Source organism: Streptomyces sp. NBC_00258 (assembly GCF_036182465.1).
Lineage (GTDB): Bacteria > Actinomycetota > Actinomycetes > Streptomycetales > Streptomycetaceae > Streptomyces.
Genome location: NZ_CP108081.1, coordinates 8,594,256 through 8,620,741, shown reverse-complemented (window position 1 = coordinate 8,620,741; position 26,486 = coordinate 8,594,256). Strand labels below are relative to the sequence as shown.

Sequence of the window (26,486 nt, the reverse complement as noted above, 5' to 3'; positions counted from 1 at the left end):
AGGGTAAGCCTGTGGAGCAAACGTGTGTAGACGTGGGCGGACCTGCGGTTACCTCCCAGTCAGTAACGTGGTGGACTACTGTGCGCGGAGGAACGCCAACACGTGTGACGCGGGGAACATCTCACCGGCCCCCCTGTCGTAGAGGCAGTACCGGCGGGTAACGTCCGGGCAGTCCAGTCGTGCTCAGGGTTTCAACAACCTGGGTCCCAGAGCACACGCCCGAGCCTTGGACCGCTCCGTCGCATCACACGAAGTCGTGGCGTCGGCGCCCTATGAGGAGCAGCAGTCTTGCGCGAGTTCAGCCTTCCGGCTTTGTACGAGGTCCCTGCGGACGGCAATCTGACCGACATCGTCCGCAGAAACGCCGCGCAGCATCCGGACGTGGCGGTCATCGCCCGTAAGGTCGGCGGCACTTGGACGGATGTCTCGGCCACGGCCTTCCTCGCCGAGGTGCAGGCCGCCGCCAAGGGCCTGATCGCCTCGGGCGTCGCGCCGGGCGACCGGGTCGGCCTGATGTCGCGTACCCGCTACGAGTGGACCCTCCTCGACTTCGCGATCTGGAGCGCGGGCGCGGTCACCGTGCCGGTGTACGAGACCAGCTCGGCCGAGCAGGTGCAGTGGATCCTCGGCGACTCGGGCGCGACCGCCGTCGTCGTGGAACTGGACGCGCACGCGGCCGCCGTGGAGTCGGTGCGTCACGGGCTGCCCCACCTCAAGCACGTCTGGCAGATCGAGGGCGGCGGTGTCGAGGAGCTGGGCCGGGCCGGCAAGGACGTCACGGACGCCGCCGTGGAGGAGCGCAGCTCGCTCGCCAAGGCCGACGACCCGGCGACCATCGTCTACACGAGCGGCACGACCGGGCGCCCCAAGGGCTGTGTGCTGACCCACCGCAGCTTCTTCGCCGAGTGCGGCAACATCGTGGAGCGGCTGCGCCCCCTGTTCCGTACGGGCGAGTGTTCGGTGCTCCTCTTCCTGCCGCTCGCGCACGTCTTCGGACGGCTCGTGCAGGTCGCGCCGATGATGGCGCCGATCAAGCTGGGCACCGTCCCGGACATCAAGAACCTCACCGACGAACTGGCCTCGTTCCGGCCGACGTTGATCCTCGGTGTGCCGCGCGTCTTCGAGAAGGTCTACAACTCGGCGCGGGCCAAGGCGCAGGCGGACGGCAAGGGCAAGATCTTCGACAAGGCGGCGGACACGGCGATCGCGTACAGCCGCGCGCTGGACACCCCGTCGGGCCCTTCGATCGGCCTGAAGATCAAACACAAGACGTTCGACAAGCTCGTCTACAGCAAGCTGCGCGCGGTGCTCGGCGGCAAGGGTGAGTACGCGATCTCGGGCGGCGCCCCGCTGGGTGAGCGTCTTGGCCACTTCTTCCGCGGTATCGGCTTCACGGTCCTGGAGGGCTACGGCCTCACCGAGTCCTGCGCGGCCACCGCCTTCAACCCGTGGGACCGGCAGAAGATCGGCACGGTCGGCCAGCCGCTGCCGGGTTCCGTGATCCGCATCGCGGACGACGGCGAGGTGCTGCTGCACGGCGAGCACCTGTTCAAGGGGTACTGGAACAACGAGGGCGCGACCGCCGAGGCGCTCGCCGACGGCTGGTTCCACACCGGTGACATCGGCACGCTCGACGAGGACGGCTATCTGCGGATCACCGGCCGCAAGAAGGAGATCATCGTCACCGCGGGCGGCAAGAACGTCGCCCCGGCCGTGATCGAGGACCGCATCCGGGCGCACGCGCTGGTCGCCGAGTGCATGGTCGTCGGTGACGGGCGTCCGTTCGTGGGCGCGCTGATCACCATCGACGACGAGTTCCTGGGCCGCTGGGCCGACGAGCACGGCAAGCCGGCGGGTTCCACCGCGGCGTCGCTCGGACAGGACCCGGATCTGCTCGCGGCGATCCAGAGCGCTGTCGACGACGGCAACGCCGCGGTGTCGAAGGCGGAATCGGTGCGGAAGTTCCGCGTTCTCGCCTCCCAGTTCACCGAGGACTCCGGCCACCTGACGCCGTCCCTGAAGCTCAAGCGCAACGTGGTGGCGAAGGACTACGCGGACGAGATCGAGGCCATCTATCGAGGCTGAGCCTCACTGGAACAGCCTTGTGGCGCGGGCCCGGTGATCGTGATGGCTGCGGCCCGGTGGGGGCTGATCGCGCAGTTCCCCGCGCCCCTAAAGGGGCTGGGGCTGCACCCACCGTCCTTTTAGGGGCGCGGGGAACTGCGCGATCAGCCACGACGCACCCGCAGCCACCCGACAACCCTCCCCGCCGAGTTCCAAGAACCAAGAAGCAGCGGGGCGCAGCCCTACAACAGCTCCTTCAGCCTCTCCGCCAGCAGGTCCCAGCGCCACTTCTCCTCGACCCACTCCCGCCCCCGCTCCCCCATCCGGCACCGCAGCTCCGGATCGCCGAGCAGGGCGGTGATGCGATCGGCCGCGTCCTCGGGGGAGCCGCCACGGACGACCCAGCCGGTCTCGCCGTCGAGGACGGCGTCGGGCGCCCCGCCGGAGTCACCGGCGACGACGGGAAGCCCGGTCGCGGAGGCCTCCAGGTAGACGATGCCGAGGCCCTCGACGTCGAGGCCCCCGCGGCGGGTGCGGCACGGCATGGCGAAGACGTCGCCGGCGCCGTAGTGGGCGGGCAGTTCGGACCAGGGGACGGCCCCGGTGAAGCGGACGGAGCCGGCGACGCCGGTCTCGTACGCGAGCCTGCGCAGGTCCTTCTCGTACGGCCCGCCGCCCACGATCAGCAGCACCGCCTCGGGCTCGCTCGCCAGGATCCGCGGCATCGCGAGGATGAGCGTGTCCTGGCCCTTGCGCGGGACCAGCCGGGAGACGCAGACCACGACCGGGCGGTCGGTCAGGCCGAGCCGGGCGCGCACGGCGTCACCGCCCGAACCGGGATGGAAGGTCTTCTCGTCGACGCCCGGCGGCAGTTGGGCCATCCGCGCGGCCGCCTCGGGCGTCAGCGCGGCGGCGATCCGCGAGCGCGTGTACTCGCCGAGATACGTGATCGTGTCCGTCGACTCGCCGATCCGGCGCAGCAGCCCGCGCGAGCCGGGCAGTTGCGCCCACCCCGCCTCATGACCGTGCGTCGTGGCCACGAGGCGCTCCGCACCGGCCTTCCTCAGCGCGGGCGCCAGCAGTCCGAGCGGCGCCGCGGCGCCGAACCACACGGACGTACAGCCGTGCTCCCGGAGCAGCCCCACGGCCCGCTGGGAGACCCTCGGCGTGGGCAGCAGCATGGTTGTTCGGTCGCGTACGATGGCGAAGGGCTGTTCGGCGTCGAAGGCGGCCGTCGCCTCGGCTCCCTCCCGGCCCCGCTTCCACGTGGAGGCGTAGACGACGAGCCGCTCGGGGTCCAGGCGCAACGCCATGTTGTGCAGGAAGGCCTGGATGCCGCCCGGCCTCGGCGGGAAGTCGTTGGTCACGATCAGGGTCTTGTGCATCGCCGTCGACAGTACCGAAAGCACGGAAGTACCGAACCCGCACCTCGCAGCTCCACACGGCCGCGCTTCATGGCTCTCGCACAGGCGCGCGGGGAATCATGGCCGCACACAGGATCCGTACGGAAGAGGACAGGTGGGCATGACGGGAGCGAGGGGGGCGAGGTTCCCGTATCCGCTGGTGGGGACCTGGGGCCTGACCAGGCTGATGCTGCTGCTCTTCGTCTTCAAGGTGTGGATCTTTCCCGGCCCCGATGTCACCAGCGACGTCTCGGTGATCTACCAGGGCTGGTACGAGGTCCTGCGCACCGGCACCTTCCCGCTGGACGACGTGACCTGGCAGTACCCGCCGGCCGCCGCACTCGCGATCCTCTCCCCCGCGCTGCTGCCTTTCCTGGAGTACACCTCGGCGTTCTTCGTCCTCGCCTTCCTCGCCGACCTGATCGCCTTCGGTCTTCTCCTGTACGCGGGCCGGCGCCCCGGCAAGTCGCTGCGCGGCGCCTGGGCCTGGGTGGTTGGCGTGCCGCTGCTCGGCCCGACGGTGTACTCGCGGTACGACGTGATGGTGACGGCCGTCGTCGTGGCCGCGATCCTCGCGGGCGCCCGGCATCCGCGTGCGATGGGCGCGCTCGCCGCGTTCGGCGCGATGCTGAAGGTGTGGCCGGCGCTGCTGCTCGTGGGCACGGCGAAGCGGAGGGCGTGGGGCTCGGCGGCGGCGACGGCCGCGGGGCTGGCACTGTTGTTCGCGGTGTCGATGCCCGGCGCGTTCGCCTTCATGACCTTCCAGCGCGACCGGGGAACCGAGGTGGAGTCGCTCGGCTCGCTGGTCTTCCACATCGCCCGGCATCACGGCTGGGAGGGCCAGGTCCTGCTGAACTACGGCTCGGTCGAGTTCCTCGGCCCGTACGTGGACCTGGTGAGCACGGCGGCCCTGCTGCTGACGGCGCTGGCGTTCGGCTGGCTGCTGATGTGGCGGCTGCTGGCGACGCGTTTCCTTGCGCACACGCTCGCGGACGCCGCCTTCGTGGCGGTGCTCCTGTTCACGACGACCAGCCGGGTGATCAGTCCGCAGTACATGGTGTGGCTGGTCGGTCTGGCCGCCGTGTGCCTGGCCTTCCGCGGCAGTCGGATGGGGCTGCCGGCCGGGATGGTCCTGACGGCGTGCTTCTTCACGGTCCTGGAGTTCCCCATCTACTTCGCGAACGTCGTCGGCAGCGACGGCCTCGGCATCACCCTGCTCGTGATCCGCAACGGCCTGCTGGTCGCCGCGTCCGTCACGGCCGGCACCCTCCTCTGGCGCGACACGGTGTCGTACGCGACCCCGCCGGAGCTGCCCAGCCAGACTCCCCGCGCCCAGAAGACGCTGAGCTCCTGACGGCGGCCTGCGCAACGGGGCGAGGCGGACAGCCTGCAGTGCCGGCAGCGCCCCCATCTTTTAGGGGCGCGGGGAACTGCGCGACAAGCCCCCGCCCACCCGCAGCCGACACACATCACCCAAGCCGATCCCGCACATACGCCCGCCACCGCTCCGTGAACTCCTCCAGCGACGTACCCAGAACCTCCTTCATCCCCGCTTCCACTGCCCCGGCGCGCTTCTCCCGCTCCCCCACGGCCCGGTAGAACTCCCCCAGCCGCACCTCGCCCCACCGCTCGGCGATCAACCGGCAGGCCAGCCAGCCGCCCTCATAGGCCCGCGCCAGCGACCCCGCGTCCCCGCCGAACCCGAAGACCTCGTCGCCCGGCAGCGCGGCGGGCACCTTCCCCTCAGCCACCGCCCTCGCCAGCTCCGGCGCGGCCTGTGGCGCGGTGCGCCCGGTGCCGCGGTAGCCGACCCAGTCCGCGTACCCCTCGGAGAGCCACAGCGGGGTGGCCGCCGAGGTCGACACGCGGGTCGCGACATGGGTCGTCTCGTGCGTGAGGACGACCTGCCGCCCGAAGGCGCCGAGCACCCCGTACGCGTCGGGGTTGACGATGATCCGGTCGGCGGGCGCCTTCGCGGATCCGCCCGCCTCACCCGTGGTGACCGCGGCGATCCCCCGGTACCCGGACGCGGGCGCCCCGAGCAGCCCCGCCATCCCGTCCAGCGACTTCGGTACGAGGACGACGACCCGCCTCGACCAGTCCTCACCCCACGCCTCCCGCACCGCGGGCACCGCCCGGTCGGCCAGTTCCGCGTAGTGGCGCAGCGCGTCGCGCGGGCGGCCGACGCCCAGGACGAGGCTGTGCTCGCCGCGTACGGCCAGGACGGCCCCCTGCTCCCACAGCTGCTGGCTGGAGTCCTTGGCGGGCCGGTCGGCGGTCACGTACCAGCGCCCGTCGGCCCGCGCGAGGCTCAGCGTGCGGGCGGTGACGATGGGGGCCTTGTCGTAGCCCTCTATGCGGTAGCGGAGTTCCGCGTCGGCCGTGGCGCGGTCGCCGGAGCGGTGGAGGCCGGTCACGCGGTACGCCCAGTCGGCCAGCGGGACCGCCCGCAGATTCCTGAACTCGGTGCGTGCGGCGGCCCGTTCCCCGGCGGCGACGGTGGCCGGCGCCTGCGTGGCCACGAACTCCCGCTCGCTGCCGTCGCGCACCGCCGCGGCCCGCGTGTCGAGCACGCGCCGGACGTCGCCGGACGCGCTGTCGGTCCCGGAGCCGCCGCCGCAGCCGACCAGGGCGGTCGAAGCGGCCAGCAGCACTCCCACGATCCACTTCGGCACACGTCCACGACCAGCCACGATCCTGATCGTACGGCGCCCGGCCCGTGGGGTCAGGGGCGCGTCACGGTGTTGACGGGCATCATGCCCACCGGGTCGTAGCGCACCGGGGCGCCCGGGTAGGGCGCGTGGATCACCTGGCCGTTGCCCACGTACATCCCGACGTGGCTGGCGTCACCCCGGTAGGTGACGATGTCACCGGGCTGCGCCTGGGAGAGCGGCACCGGCCGTCCGGTGTGCGCCTGGGCCTGCGAGGTGCGCGGCAGACCGACACCGGCCTGTGCGTAGGACCACTGGGTGAGGCCCGAACAGTCGAACCCGGTGGGCCCGTTGGCTCCCCAGACGTACGGGCGGCCGACGGCCGAGCGGGCCGCGGCGACGGCGGCCGCCGCGCGGCCGGAGGACGGGACCGCGCCGGTGAGGTCGGGGACGCGGCCCGAGCGGGAGGCCCGGTCGTAGGCGGCGCGGTCGGCGCCCGGCATGGCGTTGAGCAACTGCCGTGCCTTGGAAAGTTTCTGCTCGACGGTGCGCTTGTGCCGGGCGACGGCCTTGCGGCTCTTGTCCAGTTCGGTGAGCTTGCGGGTCGCCTCCTCGCGCTCCTGGGAGAGGTCACGCATGGCGCCCTGCAGTTCCTTGAGTTCCCCGGCCTGCCGGGAGCTGATCCGGTCGAGCACGGCAGCCTTGTCGAGGTACTCGTCGGGGTCGTCGGAGAACATCAGCGCCAGCGAGGGATCGATGCCGCCGGAGCGGTACTGGGCGCCGGCGAGCGAACCGAGCGCGTCCCGCATGGTGTTGATGCGGTCCTGCTGTCTGGCGATCCGGTCCTGCGCCCTGTCCACCTGGTCGCGCAGTGTGTCCGTGCGCTCGTCGGCCTTGTTGTACGACTCGGTGGCGTGCTCGGCCTCCTCGTACAGCCGGTCCACCTCGGCACGGGTGTCGTCCTGCGGCGCGGCGCCGGCCGGCAGGACGCCGAGGGCCGCGGCCGCGGCGGTCAGTACGCACAGGGTGGCGCCTCGGGCGCCCCGGTCGAAGCCGGACGGTACAAGGCGGCGATGGGACCCCACAGGAAGCCGCACTCCCTTCCGCTGACGTACCCCCGGAGTTGGGGGAAACGCGGCAGACAGTAGCCGTGCGACTACGCGGTGGCCAAAGACCCATACGGGTACACAACGTGACGCCCCGCCTCAGACGCAGGTCATCAGCGGGGCGTGGGGTCAGCGGGAGTCACGGGAATTCGCCCGTTCGGGCGGCGTGGCGATCAGCCTCCCGGCGGGCCCGGGGGAGATCCGGGCCGGAGATCGCGGACGACCGGACGAGGGAGCCGGGGATCAGACCCGGACGCCGAACTGGAAGGTACCGATCGTGCTCATGGACTCGAGACGGACGACGGCACCCGGCTTCGGGGCGTGCACGATGACGCCGTTGCCCGCGTACAGACCGACGTGGCCGAGGCTGTTGAAGAAGACCAGGTCGCCGGGCTTGAGCTGATCGCGGCCGATCTTCACGCCGTCGTTCTGCTGCGTGTAGGTGGTCCGGGTTATCGACACACCGGCCTGGCCGTACGCCCACTGCGTCAGACCGGAGCAGTCGTACGAGTTGGGGCCGCTGCCGCCGGAGACGTACGGCTTGCCCATCTGGGTCTTGGCGGCGGCGAGGGCGGCGGCGCCGCGCTCGGAGGCGGGCACCTCGTTGCCGAGCTCGATGCGGTCCCCGGCGTCGCGGCTGGCGCGCGTGTCCGCGGTCTTCAGAGCCGCCTGCTCCTTGGCGGTCAGGGTGTTGAGGAGCTTCCGCGCGTCGGCGAGCTTGGTCTGGACTTCCTTCTTCTTCTGACCCAGGGTCTTACGGGTCTCGGAGAGGTCCTTGAGCTTGCCGGCGGCTTCCTGCCGCTGCTGCGCGAGGGTCCGCTGCTTCTCCTGGACCTTCTTCAGCGCCTCGACCTGCTGAGCGCTCAGCTGGTCGATCGTGGACGCCTTGTCGAGGTAGTCGTCCGGGTCGGAGGAGAGGAAGAGCTGGACGGAGGGGTCGATCGCGCCCGTGCGGTACTGGGAGCTGGCCATCAGACCGAGGCTGTCGCGCATGGTGTTGAGCTCGTCCTGGCCTCGCGCGACCTGGTCCTGGATGGTGTCGATCTCTTTTTCGAGCTTTTCCTGCTTCTCCTCGGCCCCGTTGGCCTTGTCGGTGGCGCGCTCCACCTCTTCGTAGAGCTTGTCGACCTTGGCCTTGACCTCGTCCTTGCCCGGCTTCTCGCTGGGGGCGGCGTTGGCCGCCTGCGAACTGAGGGCCACGGCTGCAGCGGCGGCGGTGGTGAGCACGGTCACGCGGGTGCGGCTCGGCTGCTTCGGTCGACGGTGGGACGCCACGGAGGCGAGCTCCTTCATTACCTCAGCCGCCCACCGAGAACACCGGTTGGCGGTGCCCCTCCACCGTCACTCCCAATGAGTGATCACCCGAGTAGAGGTTCGACGGCTGACCCTAGTGATGTTCTTGTGATCAGTTCAAATCCTCCTCGGAAAAATCTCGGTCACCGACCGCATTCTTTGCACTCAACTCACATGCAGTAATGCTCGCTTGACGCTACGTTGCGTGAAGGTTTCGCCAATTCGGGCAAGCTGCGCATGTGTTGCACTTGGGGTGCCTGTTACGTAGGTGACGAACACCATCAGAAGGTCGGCCGCGCGAAATTCCCTTGCCGAGTCGCTTGAAACCCGCTCGGCCGGACGCCGGGAACGTGCTTGCCCGGACGCTTGGGACCCGCTCGCCCAGACACCCGGAAGCCGCTTGCTCAGCCGTGCGAGAAACGCTTCAGGAGCACCGCGGAGGCCACCGGGCGCGCCCCCGCCTTCGCCACCCCGTCGGCCACCTCACGGTCGGTGGAGACGACGATGACGGGCCGCCCTGGCGGCTCGGCGCGCACCAGCTGGCGGATCAACTCGTCGGCGGTGACGCCGGGTTTGGAGAAGAGCACCCGCACCCCGCGCGGCGGAGCGAGCAGCACCGGGGCGGCCAGCTCGGCCCCGTCGAAGACACAGGTGACCTCCGCGCCGGTCTGCGCGGCAAGCTGCGAGAGCTGCCCGAGGAGCCGCAGCCGCTGCTTCTCCAAAGGCATCTGCGGATAGCCGGTCTTGGTGACGTTGTAGCCGTCGACGACCAGATGCGCCTGCGGAAGCGCGAGCAGCTGGTCGAGGATCGCGGGATCGTTTTCGGACAGCGCGCGGGCCGCGATGTCTTTTGGTGTCATCCGTCCCGGTTCGACCGCGTCCACGGTCTCCGCGGGCCGCACCGACACCGGCGGCAGGGCGAGTTCGCGCCGCAGCCCCTGTGCCGCGTCGAGCACGGTGTCCAGCAGCAGCCGTACGCGCATGTCCTCGACGCTGCGCCCCTCGCGGGCCGCGCGGCGGGTGGCCTCCAGGGTGGCCTCGACCTCGCTCAGCCGCGCCTTGAGCCGCCGGGTCTCGCTCTCGGCGGCGGACACCTGGCCCTGCCCCTCGCCGCGGACGGCCTCCATCTCGCCCCGCAGCTTGCGCAGGGCCGCCTCGCCGCGCTTGACGTCACTGAGGGCCCCGCGCAGCTTGCGGTGAAGCGATTCGGCTTCCTTCTTCGCCGACTCCAGCTCCGTCCGCAGCCGCTCCGTCTCGGTGCGGGTCTGGCCGCGCGCCTCTGCCAGCTCCTCGCGCAGCCGGTCCAGCTCGGCGCGGGTCTCCTCGTCGGCACGCTCGGCGTCCGCCCGCAGGGCCTCCTCGCCCGCGGCGGTCACCAGCTTCACCCAGCCCGGGGGGCGCAGCACATAGGCCGCGGCCGCCACGTCCAGCGGGTCCGCGGCCGGGGGCGGCGAGCCTGAGTCGAGGGCACCGGTCAGCTCCGACTGGGCCTCTCTGAGTTTCTCGGCGATGCGCTGTCTGAAAAGCGGGTCCGTCTCCAGGGCCGCCGCCATCGCGTTGCCCGCGAACTTGGCACGACGATTGGGGGCGAAGCGGGCGTACTGCCGCAGTTGTACGGGCAGTTCGGCCACGGTCAGCCCGCCGAAACCGTCGGAGACGATCTGCACGACCCTGCGGCGCACGCCGTCGGGCAGCGGACGGTCGAGCACCTCGGCGGCGCCGTCGTCCGGCTCCCCGCCCGTGGTGGTCTCCACCATCCTTCACCCCATCGTCCGTGCGGGGCCCGCTCCTGTCAGGAGCCGGCGCCCGGCCTGTCCACCAGTTCCACCTGATCCACCGCGTTGCACCAGCGACAGCGCACCGACTCGATGGTCTCACTGACCACCTCGCGCTCCTCGATCTTCGGTTCCCCGGCCAGGTCCAGATGCACGTACTCGACGACCTTCGACGAACGGGTCACGTCGAATCGCGTGAGGTTGCCGCAGAGCGTGCAGCGCCACCGGGTCTCGGCGGTCGGCAGGGGTACCGTCATCGTTGCAGTCGCTCTCTTTCCTGAGTCTCCATGCCGCACCAGGTTCCCTGGAGCGTGTGGCTCGTAACCCTAAGGCCTGGCGGGTACTCGACGCCCGTCCACCGGGAGCGGCGAGGCGCTCTGTGCGGTTTGCTCCCGTTACGTCATGCTCTGCTCATGATCGGCAACTGGGGTAGGCCCGTCGAGAGGGCAGTCAGGGCGGTCCGGGGTCAGTCCGCTCCGGTGACCTACGGACTGATCGCCCTGTGCTGCCTGGTCTTCGTGATCGGTCCGGGGTCGGGCCTCAGTCCCGCGTACGGCACCGGTGACGAGCTCCTTTCCGCGCAGCGGGCCTATTTCGAACGCTGGGGCGTGGTGCCCATCGAACTGTTCGAGGGGACACCGAGGGCCGCCGTCACTCCGGCCACCGCCCTCTTCGTGCACGGCAGCTGGCTGCATCTGCTGGGGAACATGCTCTTCCTCTATGTCTTCGGGGCGATGGCCGAGGAGAGGATGGGCCACTTCGCGTTCGCCCTCTTCTACCTGGGCTGTGGCTACCTCGCCCTGTTCGGCTACGCGGCCGCCCACTCCGACTCCGCGCAGACGTTGGTCGGCGCGTCCGGGGCGATCTCCGCGGTCCTCGGTTCGTTCCTCTACCTGTTCCCCAAAGCCCGGGTGACCAGTCTCTTTCCGTTCCTCTTCTTCCTGCCTCTGCGGTTTCCGGCCTGGGTGGTCCTGCCCTTCTGGGTGTCCCTCCAGTGGATGGCCGCGAGCCGCGCGACGCAGGGGCCGGCGGTGGCGTATCTGGCGCATTTGCTGGGGTTCTCGGCGGGGTTCCTCTACGCGTGGGTGCGCTATGGACGTACGGCTGCCGTGTTCTCCCGGGGGACGACCCCCGGACCTCCGGCCGAAAAGACTCCCGGGCGTGAGGCTGAGTAAGGTGAAAACCCAGCCATGGCCACCGAGGGAGAAAACCAGCCGTGATCACCGCGATCGTGCTCATCAAGACCAGCGTGGACCGGATCCCCGAGATCGCGGAGTCGATCGCCGCGCTGGACTCCGTCAGTGAGGTGTTCTCCGTGACCGGCACGTATGACCTGATCGCCATGGTCCGGGTGAAGGCGCACGACGATCTGGCGGATGTGATTCCCGGGATGATCAGCAAGATTCCGGGGGTGGAGGGGACGGACACGCATGTGGCGTTCCGTACGTACTCTCAGCATGATCTTGAGGCTGCGTTCGCGATTGGGCTCGACAACTAGTTCGGTTCGTGGGGTTGCGTGTCGGGTGCGGGTGCATCGTGGCTTGTCGCGCAGTTCCCCGCGCCCCTCGAGGGGCGCCCCATGCTGCGTCGTCCGGCCCGGATGAAGAGTTCTTCATCCGGCGCTCATCCGGGGGCACCGGTGAGGCCCGCAGCATCGGGGCCATGGTTTTCTCTCATCGGATGGCGGCTCTCGCCGCTGTGGTGGTGATTCCTCTGGGGATCGCCGCTACGAGTTACGCCCTGACCGACAGTCCGGAGTCCCCGAAGGTGCCGCCCAAGGTGGAGTTGGAGAGTGGGTCGCCGTCCGCGACGCCCACGTCGGCCGCCTCTCCTGCGCCGACTCCGACGCCGAGTGACGAGGTCGTGTCGCGGCCTCCGGTGAGTGACGACGATGACGATGACGACGGACCCGGGGACGACGGCTGAGCCCGTACCCGCACCCATGTCCGATTCCGATCTCGATCCCGTTCCCGTGCGCCGGCGGATCTCGGCCCGGGTCCGCATCCTGCTCTGGCTGCTGCTCGTGATGGCCGTCGCCCTCGCCGCCGTGGCCACGACCACGCGTTCCATCCTCCTGCGGGACGTCGACTCCCGCGTCAGCGGTCTGCTCGCCCAGGAGGCGGGCGAGTTCGCGAACTTCGAGGAGCGGGGGGTGGACCCCGCGACCGGGGAGCGGTTCACGGAGCCGGGGCGGCTGCTCAAGGTCTTCCTGGAGCGGCAGTACGCCGATCCGGACGAGGAGCTGATGGGGCTGCTCGCGGGAGGCCCCGACGCGGACCCGGCGAAGCTCGTCCAGGACCGTGAGATCCCCGCGGGACTGCCCCTGCACCAGGACGAGGCCGGCCGTCGGCAGATCTTCGAGTCCGCCGAATCCACCGGCACGCTGCACCGCGCCGCCGGGGACGTCCGGTGGGCCAAGGTCGCCATCGCCCGCTCAGGCGGCGAACCGGAGGCCGCCTTCGTGGTCGCCTTCCACCCGGGGCGCGAGCACGACCGCGTGGACGAGGTGTTCCGCATCCTGCTCGCCATCTCCGGGGTCGCGCTGCTGATGACGACGGGGATCGGCTGGGTGGTGGCCGGGCGGATCCTCAAGCCGGTACGTCTGGTGCGTACCGCCGCCGCCCAGCTCACCGAGCAGGACCTCACCCGGCGCATCCCGGTCCGCGGCCACGACGACATCGCCGCGCTCGCGGAGACCTTCAACGCGATGCTCGACCGGCTGGAACGCGCCTTCGCGGCCCAGCGCGAGTTCGTCGACGACGCGGGCCACGAGCTGCGCACCCCGATCACCATCGTGCGCGGCCATCTGGAGCTGATGGGCGACGACCCGGCCGAGCGTGAGGAGACCGTCCGGCTGGTCACCGACGAGCTCGACCGGATGAGCCGCATCGTCGAGGACCTGCTGCTGCTCGCCAAGGCCGAGCGCCCGGACTTCGTCACACCCGAGCCCGTACAGCTCGCCGAACTCACCGCCGATGTCTTCGTCAAGGCACGCACGCTCGGCGACCGCCACTGGGAACTGGCCGAAGTCGCCGACGGGGAAGCCCAGTTGGATCCGCAGCGTGTCACCCAGGCGATGGTCCAGCTGGCGCAGAACGCCGTGCAGCACACCGTCCCCGGCCAGTCGATCCGTATCGGCTCGCACGTCGTCGGCGGCCGCATCGAGTTGTACGTCGCCGACTCGGGCCCCGGTGTGCAGCCGCAGGACGCCGAGGTGATCTTCGAGCGGTTCCGGCGCGGCACCTCCCGGCGCGGCACCCGGGGCAGCGGCGCGGGCCTCGGCCTGTCGATCGTGCGGGCCATCGCGGAGGGACACCGGGGCGGGAAGGTCCGGCTGCGGCAGACACCGGGCGGCGGGGCCACGTTCGCCGTCGTGCTCGACTCGGTGCCGGACCCGCTCCTTGAGACGGACCGCGCATGAACAGCCGTACCACCCGCACCACCCGTACCGGAAAGGCCTGCTGGACATGAAGCGCATCCTGATCGTCGAGGACGAGGAGCGCATCGCCTCCTTCGTCGAGAAGGGGCTGCGCGCGGGCGGCTTCACCACGACCGTCGTCGGGGACGGCGAAACGGCGTACGAGTACGCGCTGACCGGCGGCTTCGACCTGGTGATCCTGGACATCGGACTCCCGGGCCGGGACGGCTTCACCGTGCTGCGCGAACTGCGCGAGGCCCGGGTGACCGTACCGGTGATCGTGCTGACCGCCCGGGACTCCGTACGCGACGCGGTGGCGGGTCTGGAGGGCGGCGCCGACGACTGGATGACCAAGCCGTTCCGATTCGAGGAACTCCTCGCGCGGGTGCGGCTGCGGCTGCGTACGGCGGCTCGGGCGCCTGAGGTCACCGTGCTCCGCGGTGGTGATCTGACGCTGGATCTGCGTACGAGGCGTGCCCGTGCGGGCGAGCGGGTGGTTGACCTGACGGCCCGTGAGTTCGTGCTGCTGGAGCTGTTCCTGCGGCACCCGGGGCAGGTTCTGTCGCGTGAGCAGATCCTGTCGCATGTGTGGGGGTACGACTTCGATCCCGGGTCCAACATCGTTGATGTGTATGTGCGTTCGTTGCGGAAAAAGTTGGGTGCGGAGCGGGTGGAGACTGTGCGGGGGATGGGGTATCGGCTACCCGTGTGAGTGTTCCGTCGGGTCGGTTGTTCGATGGCTGCGGGTGCGTTGTGGCTTGTCGCGCAGTTCCCCGCGCCCCTGAAGGGGCGCCCCCTGCCGGGCTCGTGAAGGTTCCCTCATGTGGTGCTCATGGGAGGCTCACCGCCCCGCTGAACTCTGAATGTCGTGAGTCTGAATCTCCGGCAAGCCGCCGCCCTCTGTGTGGTCCTGAGCCTCTGTGCCCTGCTGATCGTGCCCGGCAACTTTCCCGGGCTCGGTGGTGACGCGCGGCTGACGCTGGCCGTGTTCGCGCTGGCGACCTGTGCGTGGATCGGTACGCCCATCGACGACACGTACATCGCCCTGGGCGCGGGGCTCGCGCTCACGGTGACCGGTGTGATCAGCAGCGAGACGCTCTTCGGCACGCTCGGGGACTCGACGGTCTGGCTGCTGATCTGTGCGTTCGTGCTGGCGGCCGCGGTGGCCCGGACAGGGCTCGCGGGACGGGCGGCGGCCTTCCTCGTGGGCGGGGCACGCAGCGTCAGGCAGTTGGTGCATCTGACGACGGCCGCGCTGGTCGTGACGGCGTTCGCGGTGCCGGCGACCTCCGGCCGGGCGGCGCTCGCACTGCCGGTGTTCCTCGCGCTCGCCAAGGTGCTGGCCGACCGGAAGCGACTGGTCGTGATGCTCGCGCTGCTCTTTCCGACCGTGATCCTGCTGTCGGCGGTGGCGACCCTGATCGGCGCGGGTGCGCATCTGATCACGGTGTCGGTGCTGTGGGAGACGACCGGCGACCGTATCGATTTCACCCAGTGGCTGCTGCTCGGGCTTCCGTTGGCCGTGGCGTTCTCCCATCTGGCCGCCGAGACCGTGCTGTTGACGACGACTCGGCGCGCGGACCGCCGAACTCCCGTACGGATCACGGCCGATGACATCCAGCAGCACAGTGAGCAGCCCGTCACCGGCCCCTGGTCGCCCGCCGAGTCGCGTTGCGCGCTGCTGCTCGCCACGGTGGTCGTGCTGTGGTGCAGCGAGCCCCTCCACCAGGTCTCCCCCGCGGTCGTCGCCCTGATCGGCGCGGTCGTCGCGGCCTCCCCCGCTCTCGGGACCGTGGGCCTGAAGGACGCGCTGAAGACCGTTCCCTGGTCGCTGCTCCTCTTCATGGCGGCGACGATGGCGATGGGTGTCGCGCTCGCGGACTCGGGGGCGGCCGGGTGGCTGGTGTCCGGGCTTCCGGGAGACGTGGCCCCATGGCTGTTCCTCGCGCTCGTCGTCGCGGTGAGCACGGCCGCCCACCTGGTCCTCCAGTCCCGTTCGGCCCGCTCGTCCGTCCTCGTGCCGCTGGTGGTCGCGGCGGCGGTGGGCGCGGGGGTCAACCCGGTCGCGGCCGCGCTCGCGTCCACCGCCGCGGCAGGCTTCTGCCACACGCTCCCGGCCTCGGCCAAGCCGGTGACGCTCTTCGCCGAGATACCCGGCACACCGACGTACACCCCGCGCGACCTGCTGCGTCTGTCAGCGGTCCTGGCCCCGCTGACGGCGACGCTCGTCCTGCTCTTCGCCCTCACCGTGTGGCCGCTGCTCGGCGTACCGGTCCTCAAGCCCTGAAGCCGTCAAGCCCTCAAGGAGCCCCTCTCATGCTGACCCGTTTCGCCGTCGCCCCCAGTGGCTTCAAGGAGTCCCTGTCCGCCCAGGCCGCCGCGGACGCCATCGCGGCGGGCGTACGCCGTGTCGTTCCGGACGCCGAGGTCGACCTGATCCCCCTGGTGGACGGCGGCGAGGGGACGGCCCGGGCCCTCGCCTCGGCCACCGGGGGCCGGCTGGTCGCCCTGCCCGCCACCGGCCCGCTCGGCGAGCCCGTGGGCACCCACTTCGCGCTGCTCGGCTCCGGATCCGACCTCGGCTCCGCCGAGACGGCCGTCGTGGAGATGGCGGCGGTGGCCGGCTTCTCCCTCGTCCCGCACGGCCTGCGCGATCCGGGCGCCACCACCACGTACGGCGTCGGCGAGCTGATCCGCGCCGCCCTCGACACGGGCGTACGCCGCATCCTCGTCGGCTGCGGCGACTCGGGTACGTCGGACGGGGGCGCCGGAGCCCTGCAGGCGCTCGGCGCCCGCCTCCTCGACGAGGACGGCTTCGAACTCCCCCAAGGCGGACGGGAGTTGACCCGCCTGCACCACATCGACCCGAAGGGCCTCGACCCCCGCCTGGCCCACACCGAACTGCTGGTCGCCTGCAACCCGTACAACGTGCTGTGCGGTGAGCGCGGCGTGGCCCGGGTCTTCGGTCCGCAGAAGGGCGCGACCCCCGCGCAGGTCGAGGAACTCTCCGCGGGCCTGGAGAACTGGGCGTACGTCCTCACCCGGGACCTCCCGGTCACCTGTGACCTGTACGGCGGCCCCGGCACGGGTGCCTCCGGCGGCCTGGGCGCGGGCCTCGCCGCTCTCGGCGGCCGCCTCCTGCCCCGCTTCGACGTACTGCTCGACCATCTCGACCTGGACGCCCGCCTCGCCCGCGCCGACCTGGTCCTCACCGCCGAGGGCGCCCTGGACCACCAGACACCGCGCGGCAAGGTCCCGGCCGAGGTGGCCCGCCGCGCCAAGCTGAACGGGCGCCCGGTCCTCGCGCTGGCGGGCACACTCGGCGAGGGCGCCCACACGGTGCCGGGCGTGGACGCCTTCACCGGCATCCTGCCCGCCCCGATGGCCCTCGCCGAGGCCCTCGTACGAGCTTCCGAACTCCTCACCGACGCGACCGAGCGGGCGCTGCGGATGATCCTGCTGGGGGCGGGGCTGCCACGAGGGGCGGGCGTGTGAGGGCGGACGGGGGTGGCCGGACCCGCGGGGAGTCCTGCCGGCTCACACGGCCGGGACGCAACGCCCTTCCACCGTGCGGTAGTTCCACTGCGCACCGTCCCGCACGAGTTCCTTGACGGCACGGACGAACCGCTCCACGTGCTCGTCCGGGGTTCCGGCCCCGAAGCTGACCCGAATGGCGTTCAGGGACTTCTCGCCGGGCGCGGCCTCGGGGGCCCCGCACTCGCCCTGGGTCTGCGGGTCGCTGCCGAGGAGGGTGCGGACGAGGGGGTGGGCGCAGAAGAGGCCGTCGCGGACCCCGATGCCGTACTCGGCGGAGAGCGCGGCGGCGAAGTGCGAGCTGTTCCAGCCCTCGACGACGAAGGAGATGACACCGACGCGCGGGGCGTCGTCGCCGAAGAGCGAGAGGACACGGACCTCGGGCACCTCGGCGAGACCGGCCCGGACGGTGTCGATCAGGTGCTGCTCACGGGCGACCAGCGTGTCGAAGCCGGCCTCGGTGAGGGCCTTGCAGGCGGAGGCGATGGAGTAGGCGCCGATGACGTTGGGCGACCCGGCCTCGTGCCGTGCGGCGCTCTCGTGCCACTCGACGTCGACGCCGCCGTCCACCCGCCGCGAGACCTTCCGCGAGGCACCCCCGCCCGCGAGGTACGGCTCGGCCGCGGTCAGCCAGTCGGCGCGTCCGGCGAGGACACCCGACCCGAAGGGCGCGTACAGCTTGTGTCCGGAGAAGGCGACCCAGTCGACGTCCAACTCCCGTACGGACACGGGGTGGTGGGGCGCGAGCTGGGCGGCGTCGAGCACGATCCGGGCGCCGTGCTCATGGGCGGCGGCGGCCAGTTCCCGTACGGGCCACAGCTCGCCGGTGACGTTCGAGGCGCCCGTCACGCACACGAGCGCCGGCCCGTGGGGGTCCCGCTCGGCGAGCGCCCGCTCCAGCGTCGCGACGGCCTCGCCCGGGGTACGCGGGGCGTTGAGGTAGGTGACGCGGGCGTCCCGCCACGGGAGCAGCGACGCGTGGTGCTCGGTCTCGAAGACGAAGACCTGGCAGTCGGCGGGGAGGGCGGCGGCGAGAAGGTTGAGCGAGTCGGTGGTGGACCGGGTGAAGACGACCTGGTCGCCGTCGCGGCAGTCGAGGAACTCCTCGACGGTCCTGCGGGCGTTCTCGAACAGGTCGGTGGACAGCTGGGAGAGGTACCCGGCCCCGCGGTGCACGCTCCCGTAGTACGGGGCGTACGCGGCCACGTCGTCCCACACCCGCTGGAGGGCCGGGGCGCTGGCGGCGTAGTCGAGCGCGGCGTAGGTGACCTCGCCGCCGGTGACGAGCGGGACGGTGACGTCCCGGCCCAGAACGGCCAGGGACCCGGAGGTGTCACGGCAGACGGGCTGGTCGGCGGCAACGGCAGCGGTGGAAACAGACATGGCGAACTCCTGTGAGGCAGGCGGGAACACCACGCGAGCGGGTACGGCTCGAGCGTGGGTGAAGGTGAAAAGGGGTGTGCGGAGGCGGGGCTCTACGCCCTATCGCATTCGCTTGCTCACAGAAGGCTCCCTCGAACGACCAGGACCCCTGGTGATGCGAGGGGTCCGCGCTTGCCGTAGACCTCACTGCCTACGGCCTGGTCTTCACCCGGGGCACCCCGCCACGGACGGAGGGTTGCCGGACAGCCGGCCGGGGCCTGATGGCTGTCGCTCATGACCTGCCTGCATCTTGCCACACGATCATTCAGACGCAACCCCGCCGTCCGGATGCCGGGACGGCGGGGTCGGGTTCAGGGGCGCGGGGAACTGCGCAGCCTTCCAGCCCCTCCGGCGTCTGAGGAGCGGGGGTTCGGGAGTGGAGCCCCCGAGGAAGTGACGGGACTGGGCAGGGGCGGCGGGGGCGGGAAAGCCCCCGCCGCAACCGCTACGCGTTGGTCGCCGCCACCCACCGCTCCAGCGTGGCCTTGGCCGCCCCGGAGTCGATCGCGGCCGCGGCCTTCACCATCCCCGCCCGGAGCTGGTCCGCGAGCGGCCCGTCCCCCGGCGACAGAGCCACCAGCGCCGCCGCCGAGTTCAGCAGCACAGCGTCCCGCACAGCCCCGGTCTCCCCGTTCAGCAGCCGCCGGGCCACATCCGCGTTGTACGAGGCGTCAGCCCCCCGCAGCGCCTCCACGGGCACCAGCTCGATCCCCACGTCACGCGGATCGAACGACTCCTCGCGCACCTTCCCGTCCCGTACCACCCACACCCGTGACGTGGCCGTCGTCGTCAGCTCGTCCAGCCCGTCGTCACCGCGGAAGACGAGCGACGAGTTGCCGCGCTCGGCGAACACCCCGGCCATGATCGGCGCCATCCGGGGATCGGCACACCCGACGGCCTGCGCCCTCACCTTCGCCGGATTGGTCAGCGGACCGAGCGCGTTGAAGACCGTCCGGATCCCCAACTGCCCACGCGCGGCGCCCGCGTAGCGCATCGCGGGGTGGAACTTGGCCGCGAAGCAGAAGGTGATCCCGGCCGTCTCGGCGACCTGGGCCACCCGGTGCGTCGGCAGCTCCAGGTTGACTCCGAGCTTCTCCAGCACGTCGGACGCCCCGGAGGCCGAGGAGGCCGCCCGGTTGCCGTGCTTGACGACCTTGGCGCCCGTCCCCGCGATGACGATCGCCGACATGGTGGAGATGTTGACGGTCTTCGCCCCGTCGCCGCCCGTACCGACGATGTCGACGGTCTCCCCCGGCACCTCGATCACGTTCGCGTGCTCGTACATCGCCCGGACGAACCCGACGATCTCCTCGACGGTCTCGCCCTTGGCCCGCAGCGCCACCACGAACCCGGCGATCTGCGCGTCGGTCGCCTCGCCCCGCATGATCAGGTCCATCGCCCAGGCGGTGTCGGCGGCGCTCAGGTCGCGTCCGTCCAGCAGGCCGTTCAGCAGGGCGGGCCAGGAACGGACCGCCGCGGTGTCGCCTCCTGCGGGGGTCACAGCGCTCATATGCCGCTCCTGGGTCCGTCCCGCGATGGGGACTCCTGTGGGATCTGTCGGATCCGTGAGATCCGCCCGTAGCTCGTACGGGAACGGGTCCACCCTATCCAGCCCCGGGGACGGCAAAGAGCCCCGTCCGGGCAATGGACGGGGCTCCTGCCGTGGCGAACAGGTTGAGGATCAGTGGTGGCCGTGGCCGCTCGTGATCTCCTTGTACTCCTCAGCGGTGGGCTTCGGGATCTGGTTGTCCTCCCCGAAGTACGCGTTGCTGAGCTTGGCGCGCAGCTTCTGCGGGCCCTTCACCTTGCGCTCGACACCGTTCTCGTCGACCGCCGGGCCGATCGCGGCCGGCTCGTACTGCTCGTGCGCCGTGAGGGTGTGCAGGGCCTCCTGGCTGAGGGGCTCGTGGACCTCGATGAACTCACCGTGCGGCAGGCGCTTGATGATGCCCGACTCGCGGCCGTGCAGCACCTTGTCCTTGTCGCGGCGCTGGAGGCCGAGACAGATCCGCTTGGTGACGACGAACGCGAGGACCGGTCCGACGAAGAACCCGATCCGGACGAACCAGGTGACCGAGTTGATCGACAGATGGAAGTGGGTCGCGACGATGTCGTTGCCACCGCCGATCAGCATGATCATGTAGGCCGTCACCCAGGCGACACCGAAAGCCGTACGGGTCGGGGCGTTGCGCGGCCGGTCCAGGATGTGGTGCTCGCTCTTGTCCCCGGTGATCCAGGACTCGATGAACGGATAGAGCGCGAGCACCCCGAGGAACAGACCGAAGAGCACCAGCGGGATGAACACACCCAGGACAAGTGTGTGACCCCAGAAGTTGATCTCCCAGCCGGGCATCGCACGGATCAGACCCTCGGCGAAGCCCATGTACCAGTCCGGCTGGGCGCCCGTGGACACCTGATCCGGCCGGTACGGTCCCAGCACCCAGATCGGGTTGATGGACGCGACCGCGGACAGCATCGCGATGAAACCGAAGACCAGGAAGAAGAAGCCTCCGGCCTTGGCCATGTAGACCGGCAGCAGCGGCATGCCGACGACGTTCTTGTTGGTCTTTCCGGGACCCGCGAACTGCGTGTGCTTGTGGTAGAAGACCAGGATCAGGTGGCCGACCACGAGCCCCAGCATGATGCCGGGCAGCAGCAGGATGTGGATCGAGTAGAACCGCGAGACGAAGTCGCCGCCCGGGAACTCCCCGCCGAACAGGAACATCGAGATGTACGTTCCGACGATCGGCGTGGCCAGGATCGCGCCCTGGGTGAAGCGGACGCCGGTACCGGAGAGCAGGTCGTCCGGGAGCGAGTAGCCGGTGAACCCGGTGAACATGCCGAGGACGAACAGCAGGAAGCCGAACATCCAGTTGATCTCACGCGGCTTGCGGAACGCGCCGGTGAAGAACACGCGCATCATGTGCACGAACATGCCGGCCAGGAAGACGATGGCCGCCCAGTGGTGGATCTGCCGGATGAGCAGACCGCCGCGGACGTCGAAGCTGATGTCCAGCGTGGAGGCGAAGGCCTCCGACATCAGCTGCCCCTGCAGCGGGACATAGCTTCCGTGGTACTCGATCTCGTTCATCGAGGGGTGGAAGAACAGCGTCAGATACACACCCGTGAGGATGATGATGATGAAGCTGTAGAGGCAGATCTCGCCCAGCATGAAGGACCAGTGGTCCGGGAAGATCTTGCGCATGTTGGCCTTGGCCAGGGAGTAGATCCCCAGCCGGCCGTCGGCCCAGTCGGCGATCTTCTCGCCGGCCGGCGCCTTCTCGCGCGAGCGCGAGTCGGTGGTGGTCGTAGTGCTCATCCGCGCTCCCAGAATGCAGGACCGACAGGCTCGTCGAAGTCGCCGAGCGCCTGAAGGTAGCCCTCGTCGTTCACGCCGATGCGCAGCTGCGGCAGGGCGTGACCGGCCGGGCCGAAGATGACTCGGGCACCGTCGGCGAGGTCGAAGGTGGACTGGTGGCACGGGCAGAGAACGTGGTGCGTCTGCTGCTCGTACAGGGAGATCGGGCAACCGACATGGGTGCAGATCTTCGAGTACGCCACGATGCCCTCGTGGGACCACTCGAGCTCACGCTTGTCCTTGATGTTGTCCGGCTGCAGCCGGACGATCATCAGAGCCGCCTTGGCGATCTCGGTCTGGAACTCGTGGTCGTGCTCCTCCAGGCCCTCGGGCTTGGCGAAGGTGAGCGAGCCCACGGCGACGTCGGAGGGACGCAGCGGCTCGTTCGTGTTCATGTTCACGAGCTGCAGGCCCTTGCGCCACATGGTGTGCCGCAGCTTGTCCTCCGGCAGCGGACCGAGGTCGCGCAGCAGGACGATGCCGGACAGCGGGAACAGGGTCAGCGCGCCGAACATCGTGTTGCGGATCAGCTTGCGGCGGCCGAGCGCGGACTCCTTGGCGCCCTGCTTGAAGTCGGCCAGCACCTTGGCCTTGACCTCGGGCTCCGCCGCGATGGCGTGACGCTCGTCGGTCATCTCCTCGTCGGACATCAGCGTGCGGGCCCAGTGGACCGCGCCCGCGCCGATGCAGAACAGCGCCAGTCCGAGCGTCATGCCCAGGGCGAAGTTCAGTCCGCTGATGTGACCGAGCGGGAAGATGTAGACGATCTTGTCGGCAGGAATCGTCACGAACGCCGCGATGAAGCCGACCGTGGCCAGCATCGACAGCGTGAACAGGAAGGCGACCGTGCGCTCGGAGCGCTTGGCGGCCCGCTCGTCGATGTCCTGGATGCGGTGCTCGTGCGGCGGCAGACCGGGATCCGCGAACGGGTGCTTCTCGTCCGCGACACTCACGGTGCCGTGCGCGTGCTCGTCGTCGGCCCGCTCGGCGGGCAGGTTCTCTTCTGGGATGTCTTGGCTACTCATGACTTCTTGGCCTTTGCGGTCCGGGCGGCGACCCACACGGCGACGGCGATCAGTCCGCCGAGACCGAAGATCCAGCCGAAGAGGCCTTCACTGACCGGCCCGAGGCCGCCCAGCTCCAGACCACCGGGGCTCTCCGAGTCGTCGCTGTTGACCGCGTGCAGGTACGCGATGATGTCCTGCTTGTTCTTCTCCGTCAGCGTGGTGTCGGGGAAGGAAGGCATGTTCTGCGGGCCGGTCTGCATGGCCTCGTAGAGGTGCTTCGGGTCGACATCCTCCAGCGTCGGGGCGTACTTGCCGTTCGTCAGCGCGCCGCCCTTGCCGGTGAAGTTGTGGCACTGGGCGCAGTTGGTACGGAAGAGCTCACCGCCCTTGGCGATGTCCGCGCCCTCGGGGCTGTACTGCGCCTCGGTCGGCACCGTCGGACCGGCACCCAGCGAGGCGACGAACGCCGCGAGCTGGTCGATCTCGGCCTGCGAGTAGATGACCTTCTTCTTCGGAACCTGCGCGCCAGGCTGCTGGGCCGGCATGCGGCCGGTGCCGACCTGGAAGTCGACGGCCGCGGCGCCCACGCCGACGAGACTCGGACCGTCAGTGGTGCCCTGACCGCCGGTGCCGTGGCAGCTGGCGCAGCCGACGGCGTAGAGCTTCTTGCCCTCGTCGATTGCTAGGGACTGGGCGGTTGTACCGGCCTGCGCCTCGTCCGCGGGCGCGAACGCGGTATACAGCCCCCCGGTGCATGCCAGCGCGAGGAGTAGGACGACGAGCGCCGCCAGCGGATGGCGTCGTCGTGCGGAGAGCTTTTTCACGGATTACCCCGGTGTCAGGATCTTCTGCGTCGATGCTTCTGGAATGTGCTCGGGAACGGGCCCGGCTACTTGATCATGTAGATCGTGGCGAAGAGGCCGATCCAGACGACATCGACGAAGTGCCAGTAGTAGGACACGACGATGGCGGCGGTCGCCTGCTCGTGCGTGAACCTGCGGGCGGCGTAGGTGCGCCCGAGGACCAGCAGGAAGGCGATGAGACCACCCGTCACGTGCAGGCCGTGGAAGCCGGTGGTCAGGTAGAACACCGAGCCGTACGGGTCGGAGGAGAGCGAGAGGCCCGCGTCCTTGACCAGTTCGGTGTACTCGAGGACCTGACCGCCGATGAAGATCGCACCCATGATGAAGGTGACGATGAACCACATCCGGAGCTTCTTCACGTCCCCGCGCTCGGCGGCGAACACGCCGAGCTGGCAGGTGAGGGAGGAGAGCACCAGGATCGTGGTGTTCGTAGCCGAGAACGGGAAGTTGAGATGTTCCGCCATCTCCTTCCAGTGATCCGGCCCGGTCACCGATCGCAGGGTGAAGTACATCGCGAAGAGGGCCGCGAAGAACATCAGCTCGGAACTCAGCCAGATGATGGTTCCGACGCTGGTGAGGTTCGGCCGATTGACCGACGGGTGCGCGTGCCCGGTTTCTACTGTCGTTGCTGTCGCCACGACCGACATTATGTCGGTCGCTTATCTCGCCCTCACTCCCGGGGGTGCCGTTCGGAGTGTCTGTGGGGTGTGTCCAGCCCATATGGCCCATCGAAGCCCTGTCCGAACCGCTGTTGACCATGTGTTCAAGGGGGTAGCATCCGCGCATCGGACCCTGTCCGTATCTGTCTCTACGACGCTGACGTCCCGGAGGAAGAATGCAGCCGACCGCAACGGTGCTGGTCTACAGCGACGACTCCAACACCCGTGAGCAGGTGCGGCTCGCCACCGGCCGGAGGCCGGCCACGGACGTGCCTCAGGTCGAGTTCATCGAGTGCGCGACGCCTGCCGCCGTCATCAAGGAGCTGGACCGCGGTGGCATCGATGTGTGCGTGCTCGACGGCGAGGCCGTTCCCGCCGGCGGGATGGGGATCTGCCGGCAGATCAAGGACGAGATCTTCAACTGCCCGCCGGTGCTGTTGCTGATCGGGCGGCCTCAGGATGCGTGGCTGGCCACGTGGAGCCGGGCCGACGCCGCCGTGACCCTGCCGGTGGAGCCGGTGGAGTTCGCCTCTGCCCTGGCGGGGTTGCTTCGCAGTAAGCGGGCCTTGAGCGCCTGAGAGCTCGGTCGGTCCTGTAGTTCGGCGGGTGCGGGTGCGTTGTGGCTGGTCGCGCAGTTCCCCGCGCCCCTGAAGAGCCGGCCCCTGCCTGCACAGTTGCCTAGACAGACTCCGGGCGCAGCCTCAGGCGGGCTTCCGGGCCGGGGCCCTCCGGCGTGTCGGCCACGAGGGCGCTGCCCGTGCGCCATTTCTTCCAGTCGAGATTCCAGTCACCGAAGCCGTTGCCGAACGGGGCCATCGTGTCGCCGGACGAGTTGACGACCTGGACGATGTCGCCGGCGCGGATGTTCTCGTAGAACCACTGGGCGTTGGCGGTACTCATGCCGGTGCAGCCGTGGCTGACGTTGGCGTAGCCCTGGGAGCCGGTGGACCAGGGGGCGGCGTGAACGTACTCGCCGCTGTTGGTGAGCCTGACCGAGTTGTGGACGATCAGGTCGTAGAAGTCGGAGGAACCGATGCTGGCGCTGGTCATGCGAACGGTACCTTCCTTGCCCAGTACGACCTTGACGCCGTTGCGGGTGTCGTAGCCCGGTTTGCCGGTGGTGACGGGGATCGTCTTGATCGCCTCGCCGTTCCTGTAGACCGTCATGGAGTGCGCCGAGGCGTCCGTGACGGCCTCCACGCGGTCGCCCGTGGTCAGGGTCAGGGGCTTGGCCGTGCCGCCCCAGAGGCGCTCGGCGACCTTGATCCCGGACAGGTTGCTGCGGGCGGTGATGGTGGCCTGGGCGGGCCAGTACTCCTTGGGGCGGTAGTGCAGTTTCTTGTCGTCCACCCAGTGCCAGGCGCCGTCCACGGCGGGCCGGGAGTCGACCTTCAGTGAGCGCTCCACGACGGCGCGGGCGGCCCTGTCCTTGACCGGGAGGCTGAGCTCGGCGGTGACGGGCTGACCGACGCCGTACGTGCCCTTGTCGGGCCCGAACTTCACGTCCAGCCGCTTTTTCGTGGTCGGGATTCCGGTGTCGAAGTCGACAACCTTGCGGCCGGGAGCGCCGTCCTCGTCCTCGGTGCTCACGCGGACCCTGTAGTGGGCGCCGGCGGCCAGCGGGGAGGTGCTGTGCCAGCGGGTCCCGTCGGCCGAGAGTTCGCCCGCCAGATACCGTCCTGCGGCGTCCGTGGCGGTCACGTCGGTGATGCGGCCGTCGGAGTCCTCGGCGGTGATCTCCAGGGGCTTGTCCGGGTCGGCTTTCCTGCCGTCGTCCACGGGGGTGTTGAAGGAGATGTCCTCTGCGGCGTCGTACGGCTTGGCCGAGAGCGGGTGGCTGTCGGAGCCGCAGGCCGTGACCCCGGCGCCGAGGGCGACTATGAGTGCCGTGCTGACGGCTGTGCGGTTTCGCGGTGTGTGGCTCATGACCTCA

General features: G+C 70.0%; 23 protein-coding genes and 1 riboswitch. Of the genes, 10 read left to right on the top strand and 13 right to left on the bottom strand.

Translation table 11 applies throughout. The annotated features are described in order from the left end of the window. Positions 1-288: 288 nt before the first annotated feature. Positions 289-2,085 carry an AMP-dependent synthetase/ligase gene (locus OG718_RS38440; protein WP_143637927.1) on the top strand — a complete coding sequence of 599 codons (1,797 nt, stop codon included), beginning with the start codon at positions 289-291 and terminating at the stop codon, positions 2,083-2,085. Between the two features lie 221 nt (positions 2,086-2,306). Here OG718_RS38440 and OG718_RS38435 read toward each other — a convergent pair whose 3' ends face one another. Next, positions 2,307-3,449 carry a glycosyltransferase family 4 protein gene (locus OG718_RS38435; protein WP_328847906.1) on the bottom strand — a complete coding sequence of 381 codons (1,143 nt, stop codon included), beginning with the start codon at positions 3,447-3,449 and terminating at the stop codon, positions 2,307-2,309. Positions 3,450-3,588: 139 nt separating this feature from the next. On the opposite strand from OG718_RS38435, the gene OG718_RS38430 reads away from it, so the two are divergent. Beyond that, positions 3,589-4,821, top strand: coding sequence for a glycosyltransferase family 87 protein (locus tag OG718_RS38430; protein ID WP_328846375.1), 1,233 nt, complete (start codon positions 3,589-3,591; stop codon positions 4,819-4,821). Between the two features lie 115 nt (positions 4,822-4,936). On the opposite strand, the gene OG718_RS38425 is transcribed toward OG718_RS38430, so the two are convergent. The 5 genes from OG718_RS38425 to OG718_RS38405 all read right to left on the bottom strand — a co-directional run bounded on the left by OG718_RS38425 (position 4,937) and on the right by OG718_RS38405 (position 10,549). Beyond that, positions 4,937-6,160 (bottom strand): hypothetical protein, encoded by a 1,224-nt coding sequence (locus OG718_RS38425; RefSeq protein WP_443055213.1) that lies wholly within the window; start codon positions 6,158-6,160, stop codon positions 4,937-4,939. Between the two features lie 32 nt (positions 6,161-6,192). Next, positions 6,193-7,203, bottom strand: coding sequence for a C40 family peptidase (locus tag OG718_RS38420; protein WP_143637931.1), 1,011 nt, complete (start codon positions 7,201-7,203; stop codon positions 6,193-6,195). Positions 7,204-7,467: 264 nt separating this feature from the next. Beyond that, positions 7,468-8,499 (bottom strand): C40 family peptidase, encoded by a 1,032-nt coding sequence (locus OG718_RS38415; protein WP_143637933.1) that lies wholly within the window; start codon positions 8,497-8,499, stop codon positions 7,468-7,470. Positions 8,500-8,921: 422 nt separating this feature from the next. Continuing rightward, positions 8,922-10,274 carry an NYN domain-containing protein gene (locus OG718_RS38410; protein WP_143637935.1) on the bottom strand — a complete coding sequence of 451 codons (1,353 nt, stop codon included), beginning with the start codon at positions 10,272-10,274 and terminating at the stop codon, positions 8,922-8,924. 35 nt (positions 10,275-10,309) lie between these two features. After that, entirely contained in the window at positions 10,310-10,549 is a 240-nt protein-coding gene (locus tag OG718_RS38405; protein WP_055615920.1) for a hypothetical protein, read from the bottom strand. A 156-nt stretch (positions 10,550-10,705) separates the two neighbouring features. Between OG718_RS38405 and OG718_RS38400 the strand changes: the two genes are divergently transcribed. The 7 genes from OG718_RS38400 to OG718_RS38370 all read left to right on the top strand — a co-directional run bounded on the left by OG718_RS38400 (position 10,706) and on the right by OG718_RS38370 (position 17,205). Further along, the gene (locus OG718_RS38400) at positions 10,706-11,467 is read left to right on the top strand and encodes a rhomboid family intramembrane serine protease (RefSeq protein ID WP_328846374.1); all 762 of its coding nucleotides are present in this window, start codon (positions 10,706-10,708) and stop codon (positions 11,465-11,467) included. 41 nt (positions 11,468-11,508) lie between these two features. After that, on the top strand, positions 11,509-11,790 hold the full coding sequence (locus OG718_RS38395; protein WP_055615922.1) for an Lrp/AsnC family transcriptional regulator: 282 nt from the start codon (positions 11,509-11,511) through the stop codon (positions 11,788-11,790). A 164-nt stretch (positions 11,791-11,954) separates the two neighbouring features. After that, positions 11,955-12,218, top strand: coding sequence for a small secreted hydrophilic protein (locus tag OG718_RS38390; RefSeq protein ID WP_143637939.1), 264 nt, complete (start codon positions 11,955-11,957; stop codon positions 12,216-12,218). Positions 12,219-12,234: 16 nt separating this feature from the next. Then, positions 12,235-13,713, top strand: coding sequence for a sensor histidine kinase (locus tag OG718_RS38385; RefSeq protein ID WP_328846373.1), 1,479 nt, complete (start codon positions 12,235-12,237; stop codon positions 13,711-13,713). Between the two features lie 46 nt (positions 13,714-13,759). Continuing rightward, positions 13,760-14,422, top strand: coding sequence for a response regulator transcription factor (locus OG718_RS38380; protein ID WP_143637941.1), 663 nt, complete (start codon positions 13,760-13,762; stop codon positions 14,420-14,422). A gap of 156 nt (positions 14,423-14,578) precedes the next feature. After that, positions 14,579-15,997 carry an SLC13 family permease gene (locus OG718_RS38375; RefSeq protein ID WP_328846372.1) on the top strand — a complete coding sequence of 473 codons (1,419 nt, stop codon included), beginning with the start codon at positions 14,579-14,581 and terminating at the stop codon, positions 15,995-15,997. Between the two features lie 29 nt (positions 15,998-16,026). Continuing rightward, positions 16,027-17,205, top strand: a complete 1,179-nt coding sequence (locus OG718_RS38370) for a glycerate kinase (protein ID WP_328846371.1) — start codon at positions 16,027-16,029, stop codon at positions 17,203-17,205. Between the two features lie 42 nt (positions 17,206-17,247). Here the strand turns inward: OG718_RS38370 and OG718_RS38365 are convergent, their stop codons facing one another. The 6 genes from OG718_RS38365 to ctaE form a co-directional block, all read right to left on the bottom strand. Then, positions 17,248-18,627 carry an aminotransferase class V-fold PLP-dependent enzyme gene (locus OG718_RS38365; protein ID WP_328846370.1) on the bottom strand — a complete coding sequence of 460 codons (1,380 nt, stop codon included), beginning with the start codon at positions 18,625-18,627 and terminating at the stop codon, positions 17,248-17,250. A 162-nt stretch (positions 18,628-18,789) separates the two neighbouring features. After that, positions 18,790-18,906: riboswitch (SAM riboswitch) on the bottom strand. 205 nt (positions 18,907-19,111) lie between these two features. Then, positions 19,112-20,176, bottom strand: coding sequence for an anthranilate phosphoribosyltransferase (gene trpD / locus OG718_RS38360; RefSeq protein ID WP_143637947.1), 1,065 nt, complete (start codon positions 20,174-20,176; stop codon positions 19,112-19,114). 171 nt (positions 20,177-20,347) lie between these two features. Further along, positions 20,348-21,985 carry a cytochrome bc1 complex cytochrome b subunit gene (qcrB, locus tag OG718_RS38355; RefSeq protein WP_143637949.1) on the bottom strand — a complete coding sequence of 546 codons (1,638 nt, stop codon included), beginning with the start codon at positions 21,983-21,985 and terminating at the stop codon, positions 20,348-20,350. Next, on the bottom strand, positions 21,982-23,049 hold the full coding sequence (gene qcrA, locus OG718_RS38350) for a cytochrome bc1 complex Rieske iron-sulfur subunit (RefSeq protein WP_143637951.1): 1,068 nt from the start codon (positions 23,047-23,049) through the stop codon (positions 21,982-21,984). Before qcrA ends, qcrB begins: the two co-directional genes overlap by 4 nt. After that, positions 23,046-23,855, bottom strand: coding sequence for a cytochrome bc1 complex diheme cytochrome c subunit (gene qcrC / locus OG718_RS38345; protein WP_143637953.1), 810 nt, complete (start codon positions 23,853-23,855; stop codon positions 23,046-23,048). Before qcrC ends, qcrA begins: the two co-directional genes overlap by 4 nt. A 65-nt stretch (positions 23,856-23,920) precedes the next feature. Further along, the gene (gene ctaE, locus OG718_RS38340; protein ID WP_143637955.1) at positions 23,921-24,541 is read right to left on the bottom strand and encodes an aa3-type cytochrome oxidase subunit III; all 621 of its coding nucleotides are present in this window, start codon (positions 24,539-24,541) and stop codon (positions 23,921-23,923) included. Between the two features lie 188 nt (positions 24,542-24,729). Here ctaE and OG718_RS38335 point away from each other — a divergent pair, with 188 nt between their 5' ends. Further along, positions 24,730-25,131 carry a hypothetical protein gene (locus OG718_RS38335; RefSeq protein WP_055615512.1) on the top strand — a complete coding sequence of 134 codons (402 nt, stop codon included), beginning with the start codon at positions 24,730-24,732 and terminating at the stop codon, positions 25,129-25,131. A 100-nt stretch (positions 25,132-25,231) separates the two neighbouring features. Here OG718_RS38335 and OG718_RS38330 read toward each other — a convergent pair whose 3' ends face one another. Then, positions 25,232-26,479: a L,D-transpeptidase gene (locus OG718_RS38330; protein WP_328846369.1), complete on the bottom strand. Its 1,248-nt coding sequence runs from the start codon at positions 26,477-26,479 to the stop codon at positions 25,232-25,234. Positions 26,480-26,486: the final 7 nt, after the last annotated feature.